16 protein-coding genes are annotated in these 18146 nt (G+C 71.9%); 8 read left to right on the top strand and 8 right to left on the bottom strand.

The features are described 5' to 3' along the window. Positions 1–35: 35 nt before the first annotated feature. Positions 36–554: a DUF4395 domain-containing protein gene (locus P0Y48_09470; protein ID WEK12699.1), complete on the bottom strand. Its 519-nt coding sequence runs from the start codon at positions 552–554 to the stop codon at positions 36–38. 233 nt (positions 555–787) lie between these two features. Here P0Y48_09470 and P0Y48_09465 point away from each other — a divergent pair, with 233 nt between their 5' ends. The 3 genes from P0Y48_09465 to P0Y48_09455 are packed head-to-tail and all read left to right on the top strand — an operon-like array spanning position 788 to position 3928. Further along, positions 788–1774 (top strand): pyridoxal-phosphate dependent enzyme, encoded by a 987-nt coding sequence (locus P0Y48_09465; protein WEK12698.1) that lies wholly within the window; start codon positions 788–790, stop codon positions 1772–1774. Beyond that, a complete protein-coding gene (locus tag P0Y48_09460) occupies positions 1771–2928 on the top strand; it encodes a cystathionine gamma-synthase (GenBank protein WEK12697.1) in 1158 nt (385 codons plus the stop codon). The genes P0Y48_09465 and P0Y48_09460 overlap by 4 nt, the downstream gene beginning before the upstream one ends. A 19-nt stretch (positions 2929–2947) precedes the next feature. Next, on the top strand, positions 2948–3928 hold the full coding sequence (locus tag P0Y48_09455; GenBank protein ID WEK12696.1) for a Gfo/Idh/MocA family oxidoreductase: 981 nt from the start codon (positions 2948–2950) through the stop codon (positions 3926–3928). On the opposite strand, the gene P0Y48_09450 is transcribed toward P0Y48_09455, so the two are convergent. Beyond that, positions 3888–4505 carry a DUF1992 domain-containing protein gene (locus P0Y48_09450; protein ID WEK12695.1) on the bottom strand — a complete coding sequence of 206 codons (618 nt, stop codon included), beginning with the start codon at positions 4503–4505 and terminating at the stop codon, positions 3888–3890. The two genes, P0Y48_09455 and P0Y48_09450, sit on opposite strands and share 41 nt — an antisense overlap. A 120-nt stretch (positions 4506–4625) precedes the next feature. On the opposite strand from P0Y48_09450, the gene P0Y48_09445 reads away from it, so the two are divergent. The 5 genes from P0Y48_09445 to P0Y48_09425 are packed head-to-tail and all read left to right on the top strand — an operon-like array spanning position 4626 to position 10777. Then, a complete protein-coding gene (locus P0Y48_09445; GenBank protein WEK12694.1) occupies positions 4626–5228 on the top strand; it encodes a PadR family transcriptional regulator in 603 nt (200 codons plus the stop codon). Continuing rightward, positions 5225–5941 (top strand): ABC transporter ATP-binding protein, encoded by a 717-nt coding sequence (locus P0Y48_09440; GenBank protein ID WEK12693.1) that lies wholly within the window; start codon positions 5225–5227, stop codon positions 5939–5941. Before P0Y48_09445 ends, P0Y48_09440 begins: the two co-directional genes overlap by 4 nt. A gap of 26 nt (positions 5942–5967) precedes the next feature. After that, positions 5968–8814 carry an ABC transporter permease gene (locus P0Y48_09435; protein ID WEK12692.1) on the top strand — a complete coding sequence of 949 codons (2847 nt, stop codon included), beginning with the start codon at positions 5968–5970 and terminating at the stop codon, positions 8812–8814. Between the two features lie 41 nt (positions 8815–8855). Next, positions 8856–9695 carry a sulfurtransferase gene (locus P0Y48_09430; protein WEK12691.1) on the top strand — a complete coding sequence of 280 codons (840 nt, stop codon included), beginning with the start codon at positions 8856–8858 and terminating at the stop codon, positions 9693–9695. 47 nt (positions 9696–9742) lie between these two features. After that, positions 9743–10777 (top strand): alcohol dehydrogenase catalytic domain-containing protein, encoded by a 1035-nt coding sequence (locus P0Y48_09425; protein ID WEK12690.1) that lies wholly within the window; start codon positions 9743–9745, stop codon positions 10775–10777. A gap of 113 nt (positions 10778–10890) precedes the next feature. On the opposite strand, the gene P0Y48_09420 is transcribed toward P0Y48_09425, so the two are convergent. The 6 genes from P0Y48_09420 to P0Y48_09395 all read right to left on the bottom strand — a co-directional run bounded on the left by P0Y48_09420 (position 10891) and on the right by P0Y48_09395 (position 18120). Continuing rightward, positions 10891–11736 carry an NAD(P)-dependent oxidoreductase gene (locus P0Y48_09420; protein WEK15047.1) on the bottom strand — a complete coding sequence of 282 codons (846 nt, stop codon included), beginning with the start codon at positions 11734–11736 and terminating at the stop codon, positions 10891–10893. Between the two features lie 161 nt (positions 11737–11897). Further along, positions 11898–12911, bottom strand: coding sequence for a LacI family DNA-binding transcriptional regulator (locus tag P0Y48_09415; protein WEK12689.1), 1014 nt, complete (start codon positions 12909–12911; stop codon positions 11898–11900). Then, a complete protein-coding gene (locus P0Y48_09410; protein WEK12688.1) occupies positions 12908–14440 on the bottom strand; it encodes a sugar ABC transporter ATP-binding protein in 1533 nt (510 codons plus the stop codon). Before P0Y48_09410 ends, P0Y48_09415 begins: the two co-directional genes overlap by 4 nt. A 58-nt stretch (positions 14441–14498) precedes the next feature. Continuing rightward, entirely contained in the window at positions 14499–15530 is a 1032-nt protein-coding gene (locus tag P0Y48_09405) for a sugar ABC transporter permease YjfF (protein WEK12687.1), read from the bottom strand. After that, positions 15527–16555: an ABC transporter permease gene (locus P0Y48_09400; GenBank protein WEK12686.1), complete on the bottom strand. Its 1029-nt coding sequence runs from the start codon at positions 16553–16555 to the stop codon at positions 15527–15529. The genes P0Y48_09405 and P0Y48_09400 overlap by 4 nt, the downstream gene beginning before the upstream one ends. Then, positions 16552–18120 carry a sugar ABC transporter ATP-binding protein gene (locus P0Y48_09395; GenBank protein WEK12685.1) on the bottom strand — a complete coding sequence of 523 codons (1569 nt, stop codon included), beginning with the start codon at positions 18118–18120 and terminating at the stop codon, positions 16552–16554. Before P0Y48_09395 ends, P0Y48_09400 begins: the two co-directional genes overlap by 4 nt. Positions 18121–18146 lie beyond the last annotated feature (26 nt).

Genomic DNA, 18146 nt, shown 5'->3' with positions numbered 1-18146 from the left:
TCGCTGCGGCGTCGAAGGTGTCGGTCACGAGCGGATCAGGCGCCGACGAGTCCGCCCGAAGGGCGAAGGATGCCGATGCGTGCGAGCCCCAGGTAGATCTGGCAGCCGAGGCAGAACGCGAAGACCGCGTTGAGGAAGGCGGCGACGAACGCGGCCGCGCCGGCGACCGGCAGCGCCCACGGTACGCCGGCCAGGTGCAGCACGAGGCCGATCGTGACGACGACGAAGCCGACGCCCTGGGCGAACCGGGGCGGGCGGGGGTCTTCGAGCTCGGTCGGCGCGCTCAGCCGCGGACGCACCACCGTGCGGAACAGCACGCCCCACGGGGCGGTGGACGGCGACAGGACACCCCACACGAAGAGGGCGTCGACGAGCGCGAGCACGAGGAAGCCGGGATCGGCGACGCGTTCGGCGAGCGTCGTGCCCGTCCGGGTGGCGGCGCCCAAGAGGGAGAGGAACGTGCCCACGAGCAGCAGCACGCTCGTGATGGCGGCGGTCACGCGCGGTCCGCGCGGGTCGATGCCGGCGGGGCGGTCGGTCGGGTCGGTGGCCATGCCGGAACATTAGGCGACGCCGAGCCGGAACCGGATGCCGGGGCCCCGGCATCCGTCATACAGCGACATGCAACGCCGGCCGCGGTCGACGACTTGCCCGGGTGCGCGGTGCGGGTTACGGTGGTCGCGTGCACCTGACCTGTCGTTGTTGTCGCTGAGCGCTCGCGCGCACCTTCGACGACCCCGACAACCGCCGTGCCTCTGCGCGCACGGCTCGAACACCAGGACACCCCATGCGTTACGCATCCCACATCGCCGACCTCGTCGGCAACACGCCCCTCGTCCGGCTGAACAGCGTCACCGACGGCATCGGTGCCACGGTCCTCGCGAAGATCGAGTACTTCAACCCCGGCAGCTCCGCGAAGGACCGCATCGCGTCGCGGATCATCGACGCCGCCGAGCGCGACGGGCTGCTGCAGCCCGGTGGCACGATCGTCGAGCCGACGAGCGGCAACACCGGCGTGGGCCTCGCGCTCGTCGCCCTGCAGCGCGGCTACCGGATGGTCTTCGTCGTCCCCGACAAGTTCGCGGGTGAGAAGGTCGCCGTGCTGAAGGCGTACGGCGCCGAGGTCGTCATGACCCCGACGAGCGTGCCGCCCGAGCACCCCGACTCCTACTACTCGGTGTCCGACCGGCTGGCGCGAGAGATCCCCGGCGCGTTCAAGCCGAACCAGTTCGGCAACCTCAACGGCCCCCGCGGACACTACGAGACGACGGGCCCCGAGATCTGGCGCGACACCGACGGGCGCATCACCCACTTCGTCGCGGGGATCGGCACGGGCGGCACGATCAGCGGCACGGGACGCTTCCTGAAGGAGGCCAGCGCGGGCGAGGTCGTCGTGGTCGGGGCCGACCCCGAGGGATCGATCTACTCCGGCGGCCCGATCCACGGCTACGCCGTCGAAGGGGTCGGCGAGGACTTCTGGCCCGCGACCTTCGATCCCGCCGTCGTCGACCGCTACGAGCGCGTCGGCGACGCGGAGTCCTTCGCGATGACACGTCGTCTGGCGCGCGAGGAGGGTCTCCTGGTAGGCGGCTCGTCCGGCATGGCGGTGACGGCGGCGCTGCGCGTCGCGCGTGACCTGCCCTCCGACGCCGTGCTGGTCGTGCTCCTCCCCGACCATGGCCGCGGCTACCTCAGCAAGATCTTCGACGACCAGTGGATGACCGACCACGGTCACGACGCCCTCCTCACCGACACGACGGGAACCCTCGCATGACCGCCTCCGACGCCGCCCGCGGATTCGCCAGCCTCGCCGTCCACGCCGGCCAGGAGTTCGACCCCACGACGGGGGCCGTCATCCCGCCCGTGCACTTCTCCACGACATATGCCCAGGACGGCATCGGTGGGCTGCGGCAGGGATACGAGTACGGCCGCAGCGGCAACCCCACGCGCACGGCGCTGCAGACGCAGCTGGCGGCGATCGAGGGCGGCGCGCACGCGTTCTCGTTCGCGTCGGGCCTCGCCGCCGAGGACGCGCTCCTGCGCGCCGTGCTGCAGCCCGGCGACGAGGTGCTCCTCGGCAGCGACGTGTACGGCGGCACGCACCGCCTCATCTCCCGCATCCTCGGGCCGTGGGGTGTGCGCCTGCGGGTGGTCGACATGAGCGACGCGGATGCCGTGCGTGCGGCGGTCAGCGAGCGCGTCCCGCGCATCCTCTGGGTCGAGACCCCCTCCAATCCTCTGCTGCGCATCACCGACATCGCCGAACTCTCCGCGCTCGGCCACGATGCGGGTGCGCTCGTCGTCGTGGACAACACGTTCGCGACCCCGGCGCTGCAGCAGCCGCTCGCCCTCGGCGCCGACGTCGTCGTGCACTCCACGACGAAGTACCTCGGCGGACATTCCGACGTCGTCGGCGGCGCGCTCGTGCTCAACGACGACGCGCTGGCCGAGAGGATCGGCTTCCTCCAGTTCGCGGTCGGCGCCGTCTCGGGACCGCTGGACGCCTGGCTCACCACGCGCGGGATCAAGACGCTCGCCGTGCGCATGCAGCGCCACAGCGAGAACGCGGCCGCGATCGCCGCATTCCTCGACGGGCATGAACGCGTCGTCCGCGTGTACTACCCGGGGTTGGAAGCACACCCGGGGCACGCGATCGCGGCCCGTCAGATGCGCGGATTCGGCGGCATCGTGTCGCTCGCGCTCGAATCGGGGGAGGCTGCACGCCGCTTCGCCGAGTCGACGCGGCTCTTCCAGCTCGCGGAGTCGCTCGGCGGCGTCGAATCGCTCGTCAACTACCCGGATGCCATGACCCACGCCTCCGTGCGCGGCACCGAGGCGGCTGTGCCCGTCGAGGTCGTGCGCCTCTCGGTCGGCATCGAGGACGTCGACGATCTCCTCGCCGACATCGAGCAGGCCCTGCGGGCGTAGGCCGCGCTAGCGTGTGGGCATGACTGACCTCGCACGCTGGGCGATCCTGGGCGCGGGAGGCATCGCGCTCGACTTCCTCACGGGACTTCCGGAGTCCCGCACCGGACGGTTGCACGCCGTGGCGGCGCGCGACGCGTCGCGGGCCCGCGCGTTCGCCGACGCTCACGGGGCGCCGGTCGCGGGCACCTACGCCGACGTGCTGGCGCGCGACGATGTCGACGCCGTGTACGTCGCCACCGTCCACCCCGCGCATGCCGATCTCGTGCACGCCGCGCTGGATGCCGGGAAGGCCGTGCTGTGCGAGAAGCCCCTCACGGTGACTCCCGCCGACACCGACGCGCTGCTCGCGCACGCGGCCGCCGCGGGCCTTCCGCTCGTGGAGGCGTTCAAGTACCGGTTCGGTCCGTTCGCCGACCGCGTGCGCCAGGTCGTCGCCGAAGACCTCGGGGAGCTGCAGAGCATCGAGGCGTCGTTCGGCTTCGCGGCGGGCACCCGCACGGGACGCCTGTTCGACCCGGCCACCGCCGGCGGCGCGATCTTCGACGTGGGGTGCTACCCCGTCTCGTACGCCGTCGGCCTCGCCGCCGTCGCCGGGCGCGACCTCACGGCATCCTCCGTCGTCGAGGCGACCGGCCTGCGGGGCGACACCGGCGTGGACGAGACGGCATCCGTGACGCTCGACCTCGACGGGTCGCGCGCCGTGCTGCACACCTCGATCGTCGAGGATCAGACCTCCGCCGCGCGGGTGACGGGTGCGCGCGGGGTGCTGGAGATCCCGGATGTGTGGGGGAGCCGCTCCGAGAGCCCCGCGACGGCGACGCTTCGCCGCGCCGACGGGACGACGACGCAGATCGTCACTCCCGTCGTGCAGCCCATGGCCGCCGAAGCCGACGCCGTGATCGACGCCCTGCGTGCCGGGCGCACGGAGGCCCCCGAGATGTCCTGGGCGGAGTCGGCGGTCATCGCCCGTCTGCTCGACGATTGGCTCGCCGGCTTCTGATCCAGCCCCGGATGCCACGACGTCGCGGTGCGGGTTCGTCGGCCGGCGGTGGCGTGCGTGCGCTGCGACGCTCCCGCCACGCGGCGACCTCCTCCTCGACGTCGCGCGTCGGGGTGACGACGGGGGGTCCGCCCTGCAGTTGGCGCCGCGCCTCGATGACGCGCCGCGTGAAGTCGGCGACGTACTCCCGGACGTCCTGCTCCCGGTGCATCGCGTCGACGTGCGCCTCGAACTCGGCGTGCTCCACGCGCAGCCGGAGCGCGGGCGGACCGAGTCCCGTGAGCTGCTCCGTCTGGATCTTCCGGCGGATCCACCAGTCCGGGTCGTGGTGGTCGCCCAGACCCTCGAGGGGTTTGCCGGAGCCGGGGAGATCGTCGAAGTCGCCGCGGCGGATCGCCTGCTGGATCGCCGTCTCGACGTACAGCGCGCGCTCGTGGGCGGTGGTCGCGGCGGCGCCGGGCGAGGGCGGCGAGGAGTCCGCGACAGGCTGCTCGTCGGCATCCGCGTCCTCGCCCGCGGCGCGCGCCGCCTGACGTGCGCGGTAGCGAGCGGCATCCAGCCGCGGATCGTCGGCCATGCCTCCACCCTACGGCGACCCTGAGGCGGCGCGCCGGAGAAGGACTCGGTTGACGAGGCCATACTCGGCATGCATATACTCGGTAATCACATACCGGGTATGCCCATCGGAGGAGAAGCCGTGTCCGTACGACAGAGCCTGTTGGCGATCCTCGACCAGGGTCCCTGCTACGGCTATCAGCTCCGCGCCGAGTTCGACCGGCGCACGGGCTCGACCTGGCCCCTCAACGTCGGCCAGATCTACAACACGCTCGACCGTCTGGAGCGCGACGGACTCGTCGCGAAGGGCGACGTCGACGAGCAGGGTCACGTCTACTGGCAGATCACGGATGCCGGTTCCGCCGAAGTGCGGGCGTGGCTGACCTCGCCCGTCGAACGCAACCAGGGCACGCGCGACGAGCTCGCGATCAAGCTCGCCGTCGCCGCGACCCTCCCGGGCGTCGACGTGGGCGATGTCATCCAGACCCAGCGGCTGGCGTCGCTGTCGCAGCTCCAGGAGCTCAACCGCGCCAAGTACGCCGGCGCGAACCCCGACGGACCCGAGGAACTCGCCTGGTCGCTCGTCGTGGACTCCATGATCTTCGCCGCCGAGGCCGAAGTGCGCTGGCTCGACCACACCGAGCAGCGCCTCGCCATGCACCCGGGGCACGCGATGGCCCTCGAACTGTCGACGGAGCGTCCCAAGCGCGGACGCCCGGCCGCGGTCCGTGAGGCGCGGGCGTGAGCGGCATCCTCCAACTCGTCGGCGTCACCCAGCAGTACGGCGAGGGCGCGACGAGCGTGTCGGCGCTGTCGGGTGTCGATCTCGAGGTGGACAAGGGCGAACTCGTCGCCATCATGGGGGCGTCCGGCTCGGGCAAATCCACGCTGCTGTCGATCGCCGGAGGCCTGCAGAAGCCCACGACGGGCGAGGTCATCGTCGAGGGCACCTACCTGTCGACCGCGTCGACGCGCGAACTCGCGCAGCTGCGCCGACGCTCCCTGGGATTCGTGTTCCAGGACTTCAATCTCATCCCGACCCTCACGGCTCTCGAGAACGTGACGCTGCCGCTGGAGCTCGACGGCTTCCGAGCCCGCGCAGCACGCCGTGCGGGTCGGGATGCGCTCGCCTCCGTCGGACTCGACGCGAAGTACGACTCCTACCCCGACGATCTCTCCGGAGGTCAGCAGCAGCGCGTCGCGATCGCGCGCGCCGTCGTCGGGGGCCGCCGCCTCATCCTGGCCGATGAGCCGACGGGCGCACTGGATTCGGTGACGGGGGAGGCGGTCATGAAGATGATCCGCTCGCGCGTGGACCAGGGGGCTGCCGGCATCCTCGTCACGCACGAGGCGCGCCATGCGGCCTGGGCGGATCGCATCGTGTTCCTGCGCGACGGTCGCATCGTCGACCAGTCGCAACGGGCGGGAGCGGACTCGCTCCTGGCGGGGACGCGGTGACACGCCGACGGGAGCGTGCGGAGTCCGTGGGGACGGTTCCGCACGCCCCGACGTCGGCCGCGCGCACCCGGCGGGAGGGCTCCCGGTGGTCGCGCTGGCGCGTCGCCGGGCGGCTCGCGCGTCGCCAGGTACGCCGCACGTGGGTGTCGAGCCTGCTGATCGCGACGCTCGTGGCGCTTCCGATCGCCGGGCTCGCCGGCGCCGCGGTCTTCGTGGACAGCATGATGGGCAGCCCGGAGGAGAAGGCGGCGGTCGAACTCGGCCGGATGCAGGCGTGGGTGCAGCCGGTGGGCGTTCCCGGGGCGGGCATGTGGCAGATGCCGACCGAGCCGCAGTGGACCGGCTACGCGGCGCAAGGCGAGGCCGGGTGGGTCGAACCGGAGGGCGAGATCCCGACCGACCCGCTCGACGCGCTCCCCGCCGGCACCGAGACGGTCTACGTCGGTGAGGGGCGGGTGCGCATCGAGACGGCGGCGGGCCTGGCTCCCGTGCAGGCATGGTCCGGAGCCGTCTGGGATTCGCGATTCGCGGGACGCTACGACGTCGTCGACGGGCGCGCGCCCACCGACGAGCGCGAAGTGATGGTGACCCCGGCGACCCTCGCCCGCGCGGGGACGGCTATCGGCGGCACGATCACCGACGCCGACACGGGCGACGAATACCTCGTCACCGGCACGATCGACGCGGCCACCCTGCCGGATGCCGAGAGCGCGATCGCCTTCTACGACGCCGATCGCTTCCCCGGCCGGTGGTACCTGCCCGAGCTCCGTCTCGACTGGGCCGGCGTGCAGCAGCTCAACGAGGGCGGTGTCATCGCCTACTCCCGCGAGGTCGTCCTCGACCCGCCCGGGTTCTCGCCCGACGGCATGAACGTGAGCGACCCCGAGTACCAGGCGCAGATGAACCGGCTCGCCCTCGTGGCGACGCTCGCCGCCGCGGCCGTCGCCGCCGGTTACATGGTCGTCATGCTGGCCGGAGCCGCGTTCGCGGTGAGCGCGCGACGGCAGCAGCGGGCCCTCGCGATCGCCGCGAGCGTCGGCGCCGACGCTCGCGACCTCCGGCGCACCGTGCGGCTGCAGGGAACCGTGCTCGGTCTCCTCGGGGGCATCGTCGGCACCGCGCTCGGCGTCGGCGTCGCGGCCGTCGCGATCCGCTTCCTCGACGACGGTTCCGCCGTGCGCTTCTGGGGCTTCCACGTGCCGTGGCCGCTGCTGGCCGGCATCCTCGTGTTCGCCGTGCTCGTCGGCACCGCCTCCGCCCTCGTGCCGGCACGGGGTGTGGCCCGATCGGATGCCATGAGCGCGCTGCGCGGCGCGCGTCGCCCGCAGCGGGTGACGGCCGCCCGGCCGCTGTGGGGTTCGCTCATGCTCGTGGTCGGCGTCGGGATCACCGTCGTGTGCGGACTGCTCGCGGCGGCGCTGGCGACGAACTCCACCGTGCCGTGGGACTCGCCGCTGCGGTGGCTCCCCATCGTCGGGATCATCGGCGGCCCCATCCTCGCCCAGCTCGGCATCGTGCTGTCGGGGCGCTGGCTCCTGTGGCTCACCTCGCTCGCCCTCGCGAAGCTGGGGATCGCGGCGCGCATCGCCTCGCGCGACGCCGTGGCCAACGGCGCGCGCACGGTTCCGGCTTTCGCGGCGATCGGTGCGACCGTCTTCGCGGGCGTCTTCGCGATGGGCATGGTGAGCATGAGCACCGGCCTGTCGGAGCGCACCTGGACCTACTCGGCGCCCGTCGGCACCGCGATCGGCACGCTCTACTCCCGCGGCCCCGACGCACTCACGACCGAACAGGCCGACGAGGCGGCCGCCGCGACGATCGACATCTTCCGCGACGTCGGGGTGTCGCAGACGGCGGTGGCGCTGCGACAGTCGACCGTCTGGGCCGACTCCGAGGACGGCGTCCCCGCCGATCTCGTACGGGCGACCGCCCTCGTACCGCAGAGCGCGCTCCTCGACGCCGACGACGCTCGCGCCTTCGGCGGTTACGGCGAGCTGTCCGACCCGCAGAACAACATCACGGTCCTCGACGTCGACGACATAGAGGTGGCCACCGGCATCCGACTCGACCGCGCCCAGCGCGCCGCGTACGAGAGTGGGGCGGCGCTGGTCACCCAGCCTGCGCTCGTCACCGATGACACGATCGAGGTGGCCGCCTGGTCCGAACGGCAGTGGCAGTTCGGCAGGGCCCCCAACAACGTGTTCGTCCCGCCCGAAGGGCTCGAGACCGAGCCGCCGCTGTGGACGAAGACGGTCGACGCGTTCGTCGTGACGGCGCGCGAGCAGGCCATCGTCGTGGCGATGTCGCCCGCGACCGCCGACGCCGTCGGGCTCACGATGCAGCCGCACGTCGTGTTCGGTGCGTTCGACACGCCCCCGACGACCGACCAGCGCGACCGCCTGTTCGCCCTGGGTGAGGGCGTGCAGAACGACGCGTACGCGGCATCCGTCTGGATCGAGAGCGGACCGACGGGCGCGGAAGTGTGGATCGTGCCCCTGCTCGCCGCGATGGCGGTGCTCGTCGTCGGGGCCAGCGCCGTCGCGCTCGGGCTCGCCCGGTTCGAGCGGCGCCCCGACGACGCCACCCTCACCGCCGTCGGGGGCACGAACGCGCTCCGCCGCCGGATCGGGTTCTGGCAGGGGCTCGTCATCGTCGGGTTCGGCACGGCCGCCGGTGCCGTTGCCGGCATCCTGCCGCCGATCGGCTTCATGCTGCAGTCCCAGGGCGACATCGGCCGGGAGCTCTCGCTCGCGGACGTGCCGTGGTGGCTGCTCGCGACCCTCGCCGTCGTGCTGCCGCTCGTCGTCGCGATCGCCAACGCGATCGTGCCGCCGCGGCGCCCGGAACTCACCCGGCGTACCGCCATCGCCTGACGCGGGACGCGGCGTGCGGGATGCGGAGTAGCGTCGACGGGGTGACCCATCCCCTCGTCTCCGCCACCGAGCTCGCCGACCTGCTGCGCGCCGACCGCCCGCCGATCGTGCTCGATGTGCGGTGGCGGTTGGATGCGCCCGACGGCCGGGCCGCGTTCGAGAGCGGGCACGTGCCGTCGGCGCAGTACGTGAGCCTGGACGACGAGCTCGCCGCGCACGGGGAACCCACCGACGGCCGGCATCCGCTTCCCGAGGCCGAGACCTTCGCCGAGACGGTGCGCTCGTGGGGTGTCGACGAGGCCGACACCGTCGTCGTGTACGACGACTGGCTGTCCTACGGAGCGGCGCGCGCCTGGTGGATGCTGACGGATGCCGGGGTGCCCGCCCGAGTGCTCGACGGCGGCCTGAGCGCGTGGCGGTCCGCGGGACTGCCGCTCGAGGAGGGGCCGTCGCCGATCCGCCCCGCCGGCACGGTGCAGCCGGCGTCAGGCCTCCTGCCGCGGCTGACGATCGATGCGGCAGCCGCCCTTCCGCACCACGGTGTGCTGCTCGACGTGCGCGCGCCGGAGCGCTACCGCGGCGACACGGAGCCGCTCGACCCCCGGGCGGGCCACATCCCCGGCGCCCTCAACGCACCGACGGTCGACAGCAACGACGCCGACGGGCGCCTCCTGCCGCCCGAGGAGCTCCGCGCCCGCTTCGAGGCCGTCGGCGCCCACCGCGACGAGCCGGTCGGGGTGTACTGCGGGTCGGGGGTGTCGGCATCCCACGCCGCGCTCGCCCTCACGCTCGCCGGATTCACCCCGGCCCTCTACGCCGGGTCGTGGAGTCAGTGGTCGAACCACCCCGACCGTCCCGTGGCCGTCGGCGCCCGCCCCTGACCGCACGAAGCGGAGCGGAAGCGGCGAGGAGGCGCGAGACTAGAAGCATGCGCGCTGCCTACATGTACGGACCCGGTGACGTCCGGGTCATCGATGCCCCCGAGCCCGCGATCGAAGAGCCGACGGACGCCGTGCTCCGCACCCTCGTCGCCTGCGTCTGCGGCAGCGATCTGCACCCGTATCACTCGATGCCGCCGAGCGAGGACGGCCGCTCGATGGGGCACGAGATGATCGGCGTCGTCGAGGAGGTCGGCGCCGAGGTCGGCAGCGTCCGACCGGGCGACGTCGTCATCGTGCCGTTCGTGTGGTCGTGCGGGGTGTGCGACTTCTGCCGCGCGGGCCTGCAGACGTCGTGCCGCGTGGGCGGCATCATGAACGGCCCGCGCACCGGCGGAGCCCAGGCCGAGTATCGCCGTGCGCCGCTGGCCGACGGCACGCTCTTCCGGGTCGACGTGGCCGAAGACGACGAGCGGATGCCGGGGCTGCTCACCCTGAGTGACGTCTACGGCACGGGTTACCATGCCGCGGTCACCGGCGGTGTCGTCCCCGGGTCGACGGTGACGGTCATCGGCGACGGCGCCGTGGGGCTGCTCGCGGTGCTGTCGGCACGGCAGCTGGGCGCCGAGCGCATCGTCCTGATGGGGCGACACACCGCCCGCACCGACCTCGGACGCCGCTACGGGGCGACGGATGTCGTGTCCGCCCGCGGCGAGGAGGGTGTCGCCGAGGTGCGCGACCTCACCGACGGCGACGGGACGGAGGTCGTCATCGACGCCGTCGGTCACCTGCCCGCGTTCGAGCAGGCGCTCGGCGTCGTCCGCGACGGCGGCGTCGTCACCCGCGTGGGCGTCCCCCAGTACGAGACCGGTCCGATCGGCCGCGAGCAGTTCGCGCGCAACGTGACGATCACGGGCGGGGTCGCCCCCGTGCGCGCCTACATCGACAGGCTGCTCCCCGGCATCCTCGACGGCTCCGTCGACCCCGGCGCCGTGTTCGACCGGACGCTGCCCCTGGCCGACACCGCCGAGGGCTACCGCCTGATGGACGACCGCGAGGCGCTCAAGGTGCTCCTCCGCCCCTGAGCCCGCGCGCTTGCGCCGTCGCCCGCGAAAGTGTCACGACACGCCGCTACGCGGGCGCGGTGGTGGCGTGTTGCGACACTTTCTCAGGCGACGCGGGCGCGCGGGGCGAGAGCTCAGACCTCGTCGCGCCAGGAGTGCTGCGGGCGGTAGCCCAGGAGGCGCTGCGCCTTCGCCGTGGAGAACAGCGACTCGTTGACGCCCAGGTCGCCGCGCACCTCGACTCCCGGGAACACCTCGGCGACGAGGTCGGCGTTCGGCCGCGACATGACGGTGTCGGCGGCGGCGATGAGGAACCGGTCGAAGCCCGCCGGCGCGTTCTCCAGCGCGCGCAGGACCGCCTGGGCTCCGTCGCGGGCGTCGATGTAGCTCCACAGGTTCCACTTGCGCAAGCGCGCGTCGGCGTCGAACGACGGGAACTCGGCGTAGTCGGCGGGCACCATGACGTTCGAGAAGCGCAGCGCCGTGATCGACACATCGGGATGCCAGCGCACCAGCTCGATCGCGAGCTGCTCCTCGAGATGCTTCACGAGCGAGTACACCGACTCGGGCCGGGCCGGATAGTCCTCGTCGACGGGGATGTAGGGCGGCGGGACGTCGAACGGCAGCCCCTGCACCGTCTCACTCGACGCGTACACGATGCGCGTGAGACCGAGGCGCAGCGCCGCCCAGAACACGTGGAAGGTGGAGAGGATGTTGTTCTGGAAGGTGGCCACGTCGGGACGGATGCCGGGAGCGGGCACCGCCGCGAGGTGCACGAGAGCGTCGACACCGTCGTGCTGGTCGTTCACCGCGGTGAGAGCGTCGATCACCTGGCCGTAGTCGGTGAGGTCGACCTCGACGAAGCCGGGGCCGCGTCGCCCTGCCCGATCGAGGCCGATGACGTCGTGCCCGGCGGCCCGCAGCTCCCGGACGACGACGGTGCCGAGCTTGCCTGAGGATCCTGTGACGGCGATACGCATGGCATCCACCCTGTCACGATCCACTCCCCGCCGCGCCTGTCGCCCATCCGACCATCCACGCGACGAAAGTGGCGCAACACGCCGCTACGCGCGAGCGGATGCCGCGGAGTGCGCCACTTTCTCGGGCAGAACTGGCGCCACCGCGCCAGGACCGGCACCGCTCAGGCGACGGGGCGGGTGGAGTCGCGCACGATGAGGTGCGTGGCGATGGGCGTGTCCTCGGTGAGCTCGCCCGGCTCCTCCACAGCCAGGAGCGCCTTCTGCATGATGAGCTCGCCGAGCGCCTGGAAGTCCTGGCGGACGGTCGTCAGCGGAGGCAGGAGGTAGGGCGCTTCGGGCACGTCGTCGAACCCCACGACGCTCACGTCGTCGGGCACGCGCAGTCCGCGGGTCCGCAGCGCCGACACGAGACCGATCGCCATGTGGTCGTTCGCGGCGAACACGGCCGTGCCGCGCCCGACGTCGAGCGAGGAGCCGATCTGGAACCCGCTCGCGGCGGACCAGTCGCCGTGCGGAGGGTCGACCGCCACGAGTCCCCGCGCAGCGAGCTCGTCGCGCCACCCCCGCAGGCGCTCGAGACTGTCGGGGTTCGACGGCGGGCCTGCGAGATGGAGGATGCGCGTGTGCCCGAGCTCGGCGAGGTGCCGCACGGCGGCCCGTGCGCCGCGGTACTGGTCGATGGAGACGAGATTCGGATGCCGGCGCTGCGTCGCGGCGGCAGCCACCACCGGCACGCTGAGCTCCAGTCCCCGCACGACCTCCAGCACGCCGATGTGGTTGACGATGAGCACGATCGCGTCGACCCGCTGACGCAGGAGGCCCTCGATCACCGTCCGCACCGAGCCGGGATCGGGGTCGGGAGAGGTGACGGCATCCACGGAGTAGCGCTCCGCGCGCGCGGCGACGTTGAAGTGCATCGCGATCGACGTCGGCCCGTAGTCCGCCGTGCCCGGCGTGACGAGTCCGATCGTGCGGGTGCGGCGGGTGACGAGCGCACGCGCCGCCGGCGACGGGCTGTACCGGAGCTGCGCGATGGCCTGCTCGACGCGCGCGCGGGTGGCGGGGCGCACGTTGGGCAGGTCGTTGAGCACGCGCGACACGGTCTGGTGGGAGACGCCCGCGAGGCGCGCGACGTCGAAGATGTTCGCGGACTTCGCGCCGCGTTCCTCGCTCACGGAGTGTCCTCCGGGCGGGTGACGAGCGCGAGGAGCGAATCGACCGTGAGCTCGTCGGCCGGGAGGGTGTCCACGATCCGCCCGCCGCGGAGCACCGCGATGCGGTGGGAGACCCGCAGCACCTCCTCCAGCTCCGCCGAGATGAACACCACCGACAGGCCGTTGTCGGCGAGCTCGCCGACGAGGCGCTGGATCTCCACCTTGGCCCCCACGTCGATCCCGCGGGTCGGCTCGTCGAGCACGAGCACCCGGGGCGACAGTGCCAGGAGCCGCGCCAGCAGCACCTTCTGCTGGTTGCCGCCCGACAGGGTGCCCGCGGGCCGGTCGGGGTCGGCGGGACGGATGTCGAGCGCCTCGATCCAGCTCTGCGCGAGCTCGCGTCGGCGAGCATTGCCGAGGCGGTGCAGCATGCCGCGCTCGGCCTGCAGCGCGAGGGTGATGTTGTCCTGGACGCTGAGGCCCTCGATGATCCCCTCGGTGCGCCGGTTCTCCGACGAATAGACGACCCCGAGCGCGATGGCCTCCCGCGGCGCGCGCGGCTCGACGGTGCTCCCGGCCAGGCGGATCTCTCCGGCATCCGTCGAGTCGACCCCCGTGAGAGCGCGCGCGAGCTCCGTGCGGCCCGAGCCGAGGAGCCCCGCGAAACCGAGCACTTCGCCCTCCGCGAGGCGCACGTCGGCATCCAGGATGCCGGCCCCGGCCGTCACCCCTGTCGCCTCCAGCAGGGGGGTGCGTCCCGCGAGCGCCGCTTCGCCGCGGTCGTGGACGGCCATCTCCTCGGCCGACCGTCCGAGCATCTTCTCGACGAGGCCCACCCGCAGGAGTTCGGTGGGCACGTACTCGCCGATGAGGCGTCCGCCGCGGAGCACCGTGATCCGGTCGCAGATCTCGTACACCTGGTCGAGGAAGTGCGAGACGAAGAGGATCGCGACTCCCCGTTGGGTGAGCTCGCGCATGACGCGGAAGAGCTCCGCCACCTCGTCGAGGTCGAGGCTCGACGTCGGCTCGTCGAGCACGAGCACCTTCGCGTCGATCGACACGGCGCGTGCGATCGCGACGAGCTGCTGCACCGCGAGGGAGTGGGTGGCGAGCACCGACTGCGGGTCGATGTCGACGCCGAGGTCGGCGAGCGCCTCGCGGGCACGGGCGACCATCGCGCGCCAGTCGACGGCGCCGAACCGGCGGGGTTCGCGGCCGAGGCAGATGTTCTCGGCGACCGTGAGGTTCGGGAGGAGGTCGATCTCCTGGTAGACGGTGCTGATGCCCGCCGCGATGGCGCCCGCCGGGGTCGTGTACCCGGCGCGCTCGCCGCCGACGCGGATGACGCCCGCGTCGAGGTGGAGCACGCCGGTGAGCGCCCGGATGAGGGTCGACTTGCCGGCGCCGTTCTCGCCCATGAGCGAGTGGACCTCGCCGGGGAACAGGCGGAAGTCGACGCCGTCGAGCACGGTCTCTGCCCCGAAGCGCACGGTCGCTCCGGTGACCTCGACGACGGGGGCGACGCCGCCCGCGTGCTCGCGTGGATCCATGGTGACCATCATGCCCGGCGTGCGAGGCCGCGCGCGTTCACGGGACGCCGCCGCGCCGTCAGCGACGCTGGGCGCCGGTGCGCGCGACGATCACCCGCTGCATCACGACGAAGACGAGCAGGATCACGCCGATGATGATGCGCGTCCACGACTGCTCGGCGCCGAGGAAGGAGATGACCGTCTTGATCGTGCCGTAGACGAACACGCCGATCATCGACCCGAGGACGAAGCCGCTGCCGCCGGACAGGAGGGTGCCGCCGATGACGACCGCCGCGATCGTGTCGAGCTCGGTGCCGACGCCCGTCAGCGGGTAGGAGGCGCCCGTGTAGGCGGTGAAGACGACGCCGGCCAAACCCGCGCACACGCCGCTGATGACGTAGACGAGGAGCTTGGTGCGCACGACGGGGAGCCCCATGAGACGGGCCGACTGCTCGTTGCCGCCGATCGCGTAGACCGTGCGTCCGAAGCGCGTGTACTGGAGCACGAGGATGCCGATGAGCACCACGGTGAGGGCGAGGATGCCGGTGGGGGTGAGGTAGAAGGTGCCCGGGGCGCCCTGCAGACGCGTGGACTGCAGCCACAGGATGGCCGGGTCCTCGACCTTGATCGACGACAGGCTCACCATGAACGCGAGGCCGCGGGCGGCGAACATCGCCGCGAGCGACGCGATGAAGGGCTGCACGTCGAAGAACTGCACGAGCACGCCGACGGCGAGGCCCAGGAGTGCGCCGAGCACGATCATGACGGGCACCACGACCACCGTCGGGAACCCCTGGCTCAGCAGGCTCGCGCCCATCATGCCGGTGAAGGCCATGACGGCGCCGACGGAGAGGTCGATGCCGCCCGTGAGGATGACGAACGTCATACCGACCGCCAGGATCAGCAGGTAGGCGTTGTCCAGCAGCAGCGCCGACAGCACGCGCGGGGTGAGGAAGTTGCCGAAGTAGGCCTGCGCGCCCACGAGCATCGCGACGAAGATCACGAGCGCCGCGAAGACGGGGATCCAGGAGGCGTGGCGGCTGCGGAAGCGGCGCACGAGGTCGATCACGGGGGATGCCGTGGCGGCGGGCGCTGCGGTCAGGGTGCTCACGAGGCCACCGCCTTCGAGTCGGTGCGGACGGTTCGGACGAGGCGCAGCAGGTGGCCGCGCGTGCGGGGCGACTGGACGAGCACCACGACGACGACCACGACGGCCAGGAAGAGCGGGCTCACCGCGGGCGGGACACCGAGGAACGTGATGGTCGACTTCAGCGTCTGGATCGTGAAGACGCCGACGACGGTGCCGGCGAGGGAGAACTTCCCTCCCATGAGCGAGGTGCCGCCGAGCACCACGGCGAGGATCGCGTCGAGCTCGATGTAGAGGCCGGCGGCGTTCGCGTCGGCGGCCATGATGTTCGAGCTGTAGAGGATGCCGGCCATGCCCGCGAGGAGGCCGCTGGCGGCGTAGGCGCCCCAGATGATCCCGCGGGAGCGCACGCCGGCGAGCCGGCTCGCCTCGGGGTTGATGCCGACCGCCTCGGTCAGTACGCCCAGGGCCGTGCGGCGCTCCAGGAGGGCGACGACGGCGATCGCGATGACCGACACGTAGAAGGCGAACGGCAGGCCCAGCATGTAGCCCTGCGCCATGAACTTGTACGGCTCGCTGTTGATGGTGGTGATGAAGCCGCCCGTGATGAGGAGCGCCACGCCGCGGCCGGCGAGCATGAGCACGAGGGTCGCGATGATCGGCTGGATGCCGACCACGGCGACGAGGAACCCGTTCCACACCCCCAGCACGAGGGCGACGCCCACGCCCAGGAGCACCGCGATGATGACGGTCGGGATGCCGTTGGGGTCGTCGGAGCCGGCGATGAAGGTGAGGGCGACGGCGCCGGACACCGCCATGATCGCGCCGACCGACAGGTCGATGCCCCGGGTCGCGATGACGAGCGTCATGCCGAGCGCGACGAGCATGAGCGGCGCGCTGTTGCGGAGGATGTCGATGAGGGGACCGTAGAGCTGCCCGTTCTGCACCGTGATCGAGATGAAGGACGGCCGCGCGATCGTGTTGATCACGACGAGCGCGAGCAGGGCCGCGACCGGCCAGAACAACCGGTGCTTGAGGATAGCGTTCATGCCGCGTTCTCCGGCTTCAGCTGAGACGGCGACGTCTCAGCGGTGATCGAGGGGGCTTCTTGGGCGATGACCTCGACGAGGTCGTCGACCTGGATTCCGGACGAGTCGAGTTCGCTGATCTTACGACGATCGCGCAGCACGACGATGCGCTGCGAGATGCGTACGACCTCCTCCAACTCGGAGGAGATGAAGATGACCGACAGTCCCTGCGCCGACAGCTCGGCGACCTTGCGCTGGATGTCGGCCTTCGCGCCCACGTCGATGCCGCGGGTGGGTTCGTCGAGGATGAGCAGTTGCGGTGCGGTGGCGAGCCACCGCGCGAGGAGCACCTTCTGCTGGTTCCCGCCCGACAGGTTCTTCAGGAGCGCGTTCGGGTTGGCGGGACGGATGCCGAGGGCGGCGATGTACTCGTCGACGATGGCATCCTGTTCGGCCTTGCCGATCTTGCGGAGCGCCCCGCGCTGGGCCTGCACGCCGAGGACCATGTTCTCGGCGACGGTGAGGTCGGCGATGATCCCCTCCGCGCGGCGGTCCTCCGACGAGAACGCGATCTTGCGGTCGATGGCGTGCCGGGGGTTCGTGATGCGGGCGTTCGTCCCGCGGACGGCGACGTCGCCGGCATCCGCTCGATCGGCGCCGTACAGCAGTCGGACGAGCTCGGTGCGGCCCGAACCGAGGAGACCGGCGATGCCGACGACCTCGCCGTCGTACACGTCGACGTCGACCGGCTCCAGCACGCCCTTGCGGCCGACGCCGGCGGCGCGCAGCACCGGGATGGCCGTGCGGTCGATGTCGCGGTCGGCGGCACGGGAGATCGCGTCGAGCTCGTCGAGCTCCCGGCCGATCATCTTGGCGATGAGCTCGCCGCGAGGAAGTTCGGATGCCAGGTGCTCGCTCACGAGGCGGCCGTTGCGGAGCACCGTCAGCCGGTCGGAGATCTCGTAGACCTGGTCGAGGAAGTGGGTGACGAAGAGAATGGCCACGCCGCGGTCGCGGAGGTCGCGGACGACGGCGAAGAGCTGCTCGACCTCGCCGCGGTCGAGGCTCGAGGTGGGCTCGTCGAGGACGAGCACGCGCGCGTCGGTGACCATGGCGCGGCTGATGGCGACCAGCTGCTGCACGGCGATGGAGTGCGAGCCGAGTGCGGAGTGCGTGTCGATCGTGACACCGAGCGCGCTCAGGTGCCGTGCTGCTTCGCGGTGCGTCGCGCGCCAGTCGATGCCGCCGAGGCGTCGCACCTCGTGGCCGAGCATGACGTTCTCACCGACCGACAGGTTCGTGCAGAGGTTGACCTCTTGATACACGGTGGAGATCCCGGCGGCCTGCGCATCGGCGGTGGAGCGGAAGACGCGCTCCTCGCCGGCGACCACCATGGTCCCGGCGGCGACGGAGTAGACACCGGTCAGCGCCTTGATGAGCGTCGACTTGCCGGCCCCGTTCTCGCCCATCAGCGTGTGGACCTCGCCGGCGCGGAGGGTGACGTCGACGCTGTCGAGCGCCTTCACTCCGGGGAATTCGACGGAGATCCCGCGCATCTCGACGACGGCGGGGTGAACCTCGGTCATGGCAGCAACTTCCTGTCCGCGTGGGC

Origin of the sequence: Candidatus Microbacterium phytovorans (assembly GCA_029202445.1) — a bacterium.
GTDB lineage: Bacteria > Actinomycetota > Actinomycetes > Actinomycetales > Microbacteriaceae > Microbacterium > Microbacterium phytovorans.
Note: the sequence above shows the minus strand (reverse complement) of the source record. Positions and strands in the feature narration are given on the sequence as shown.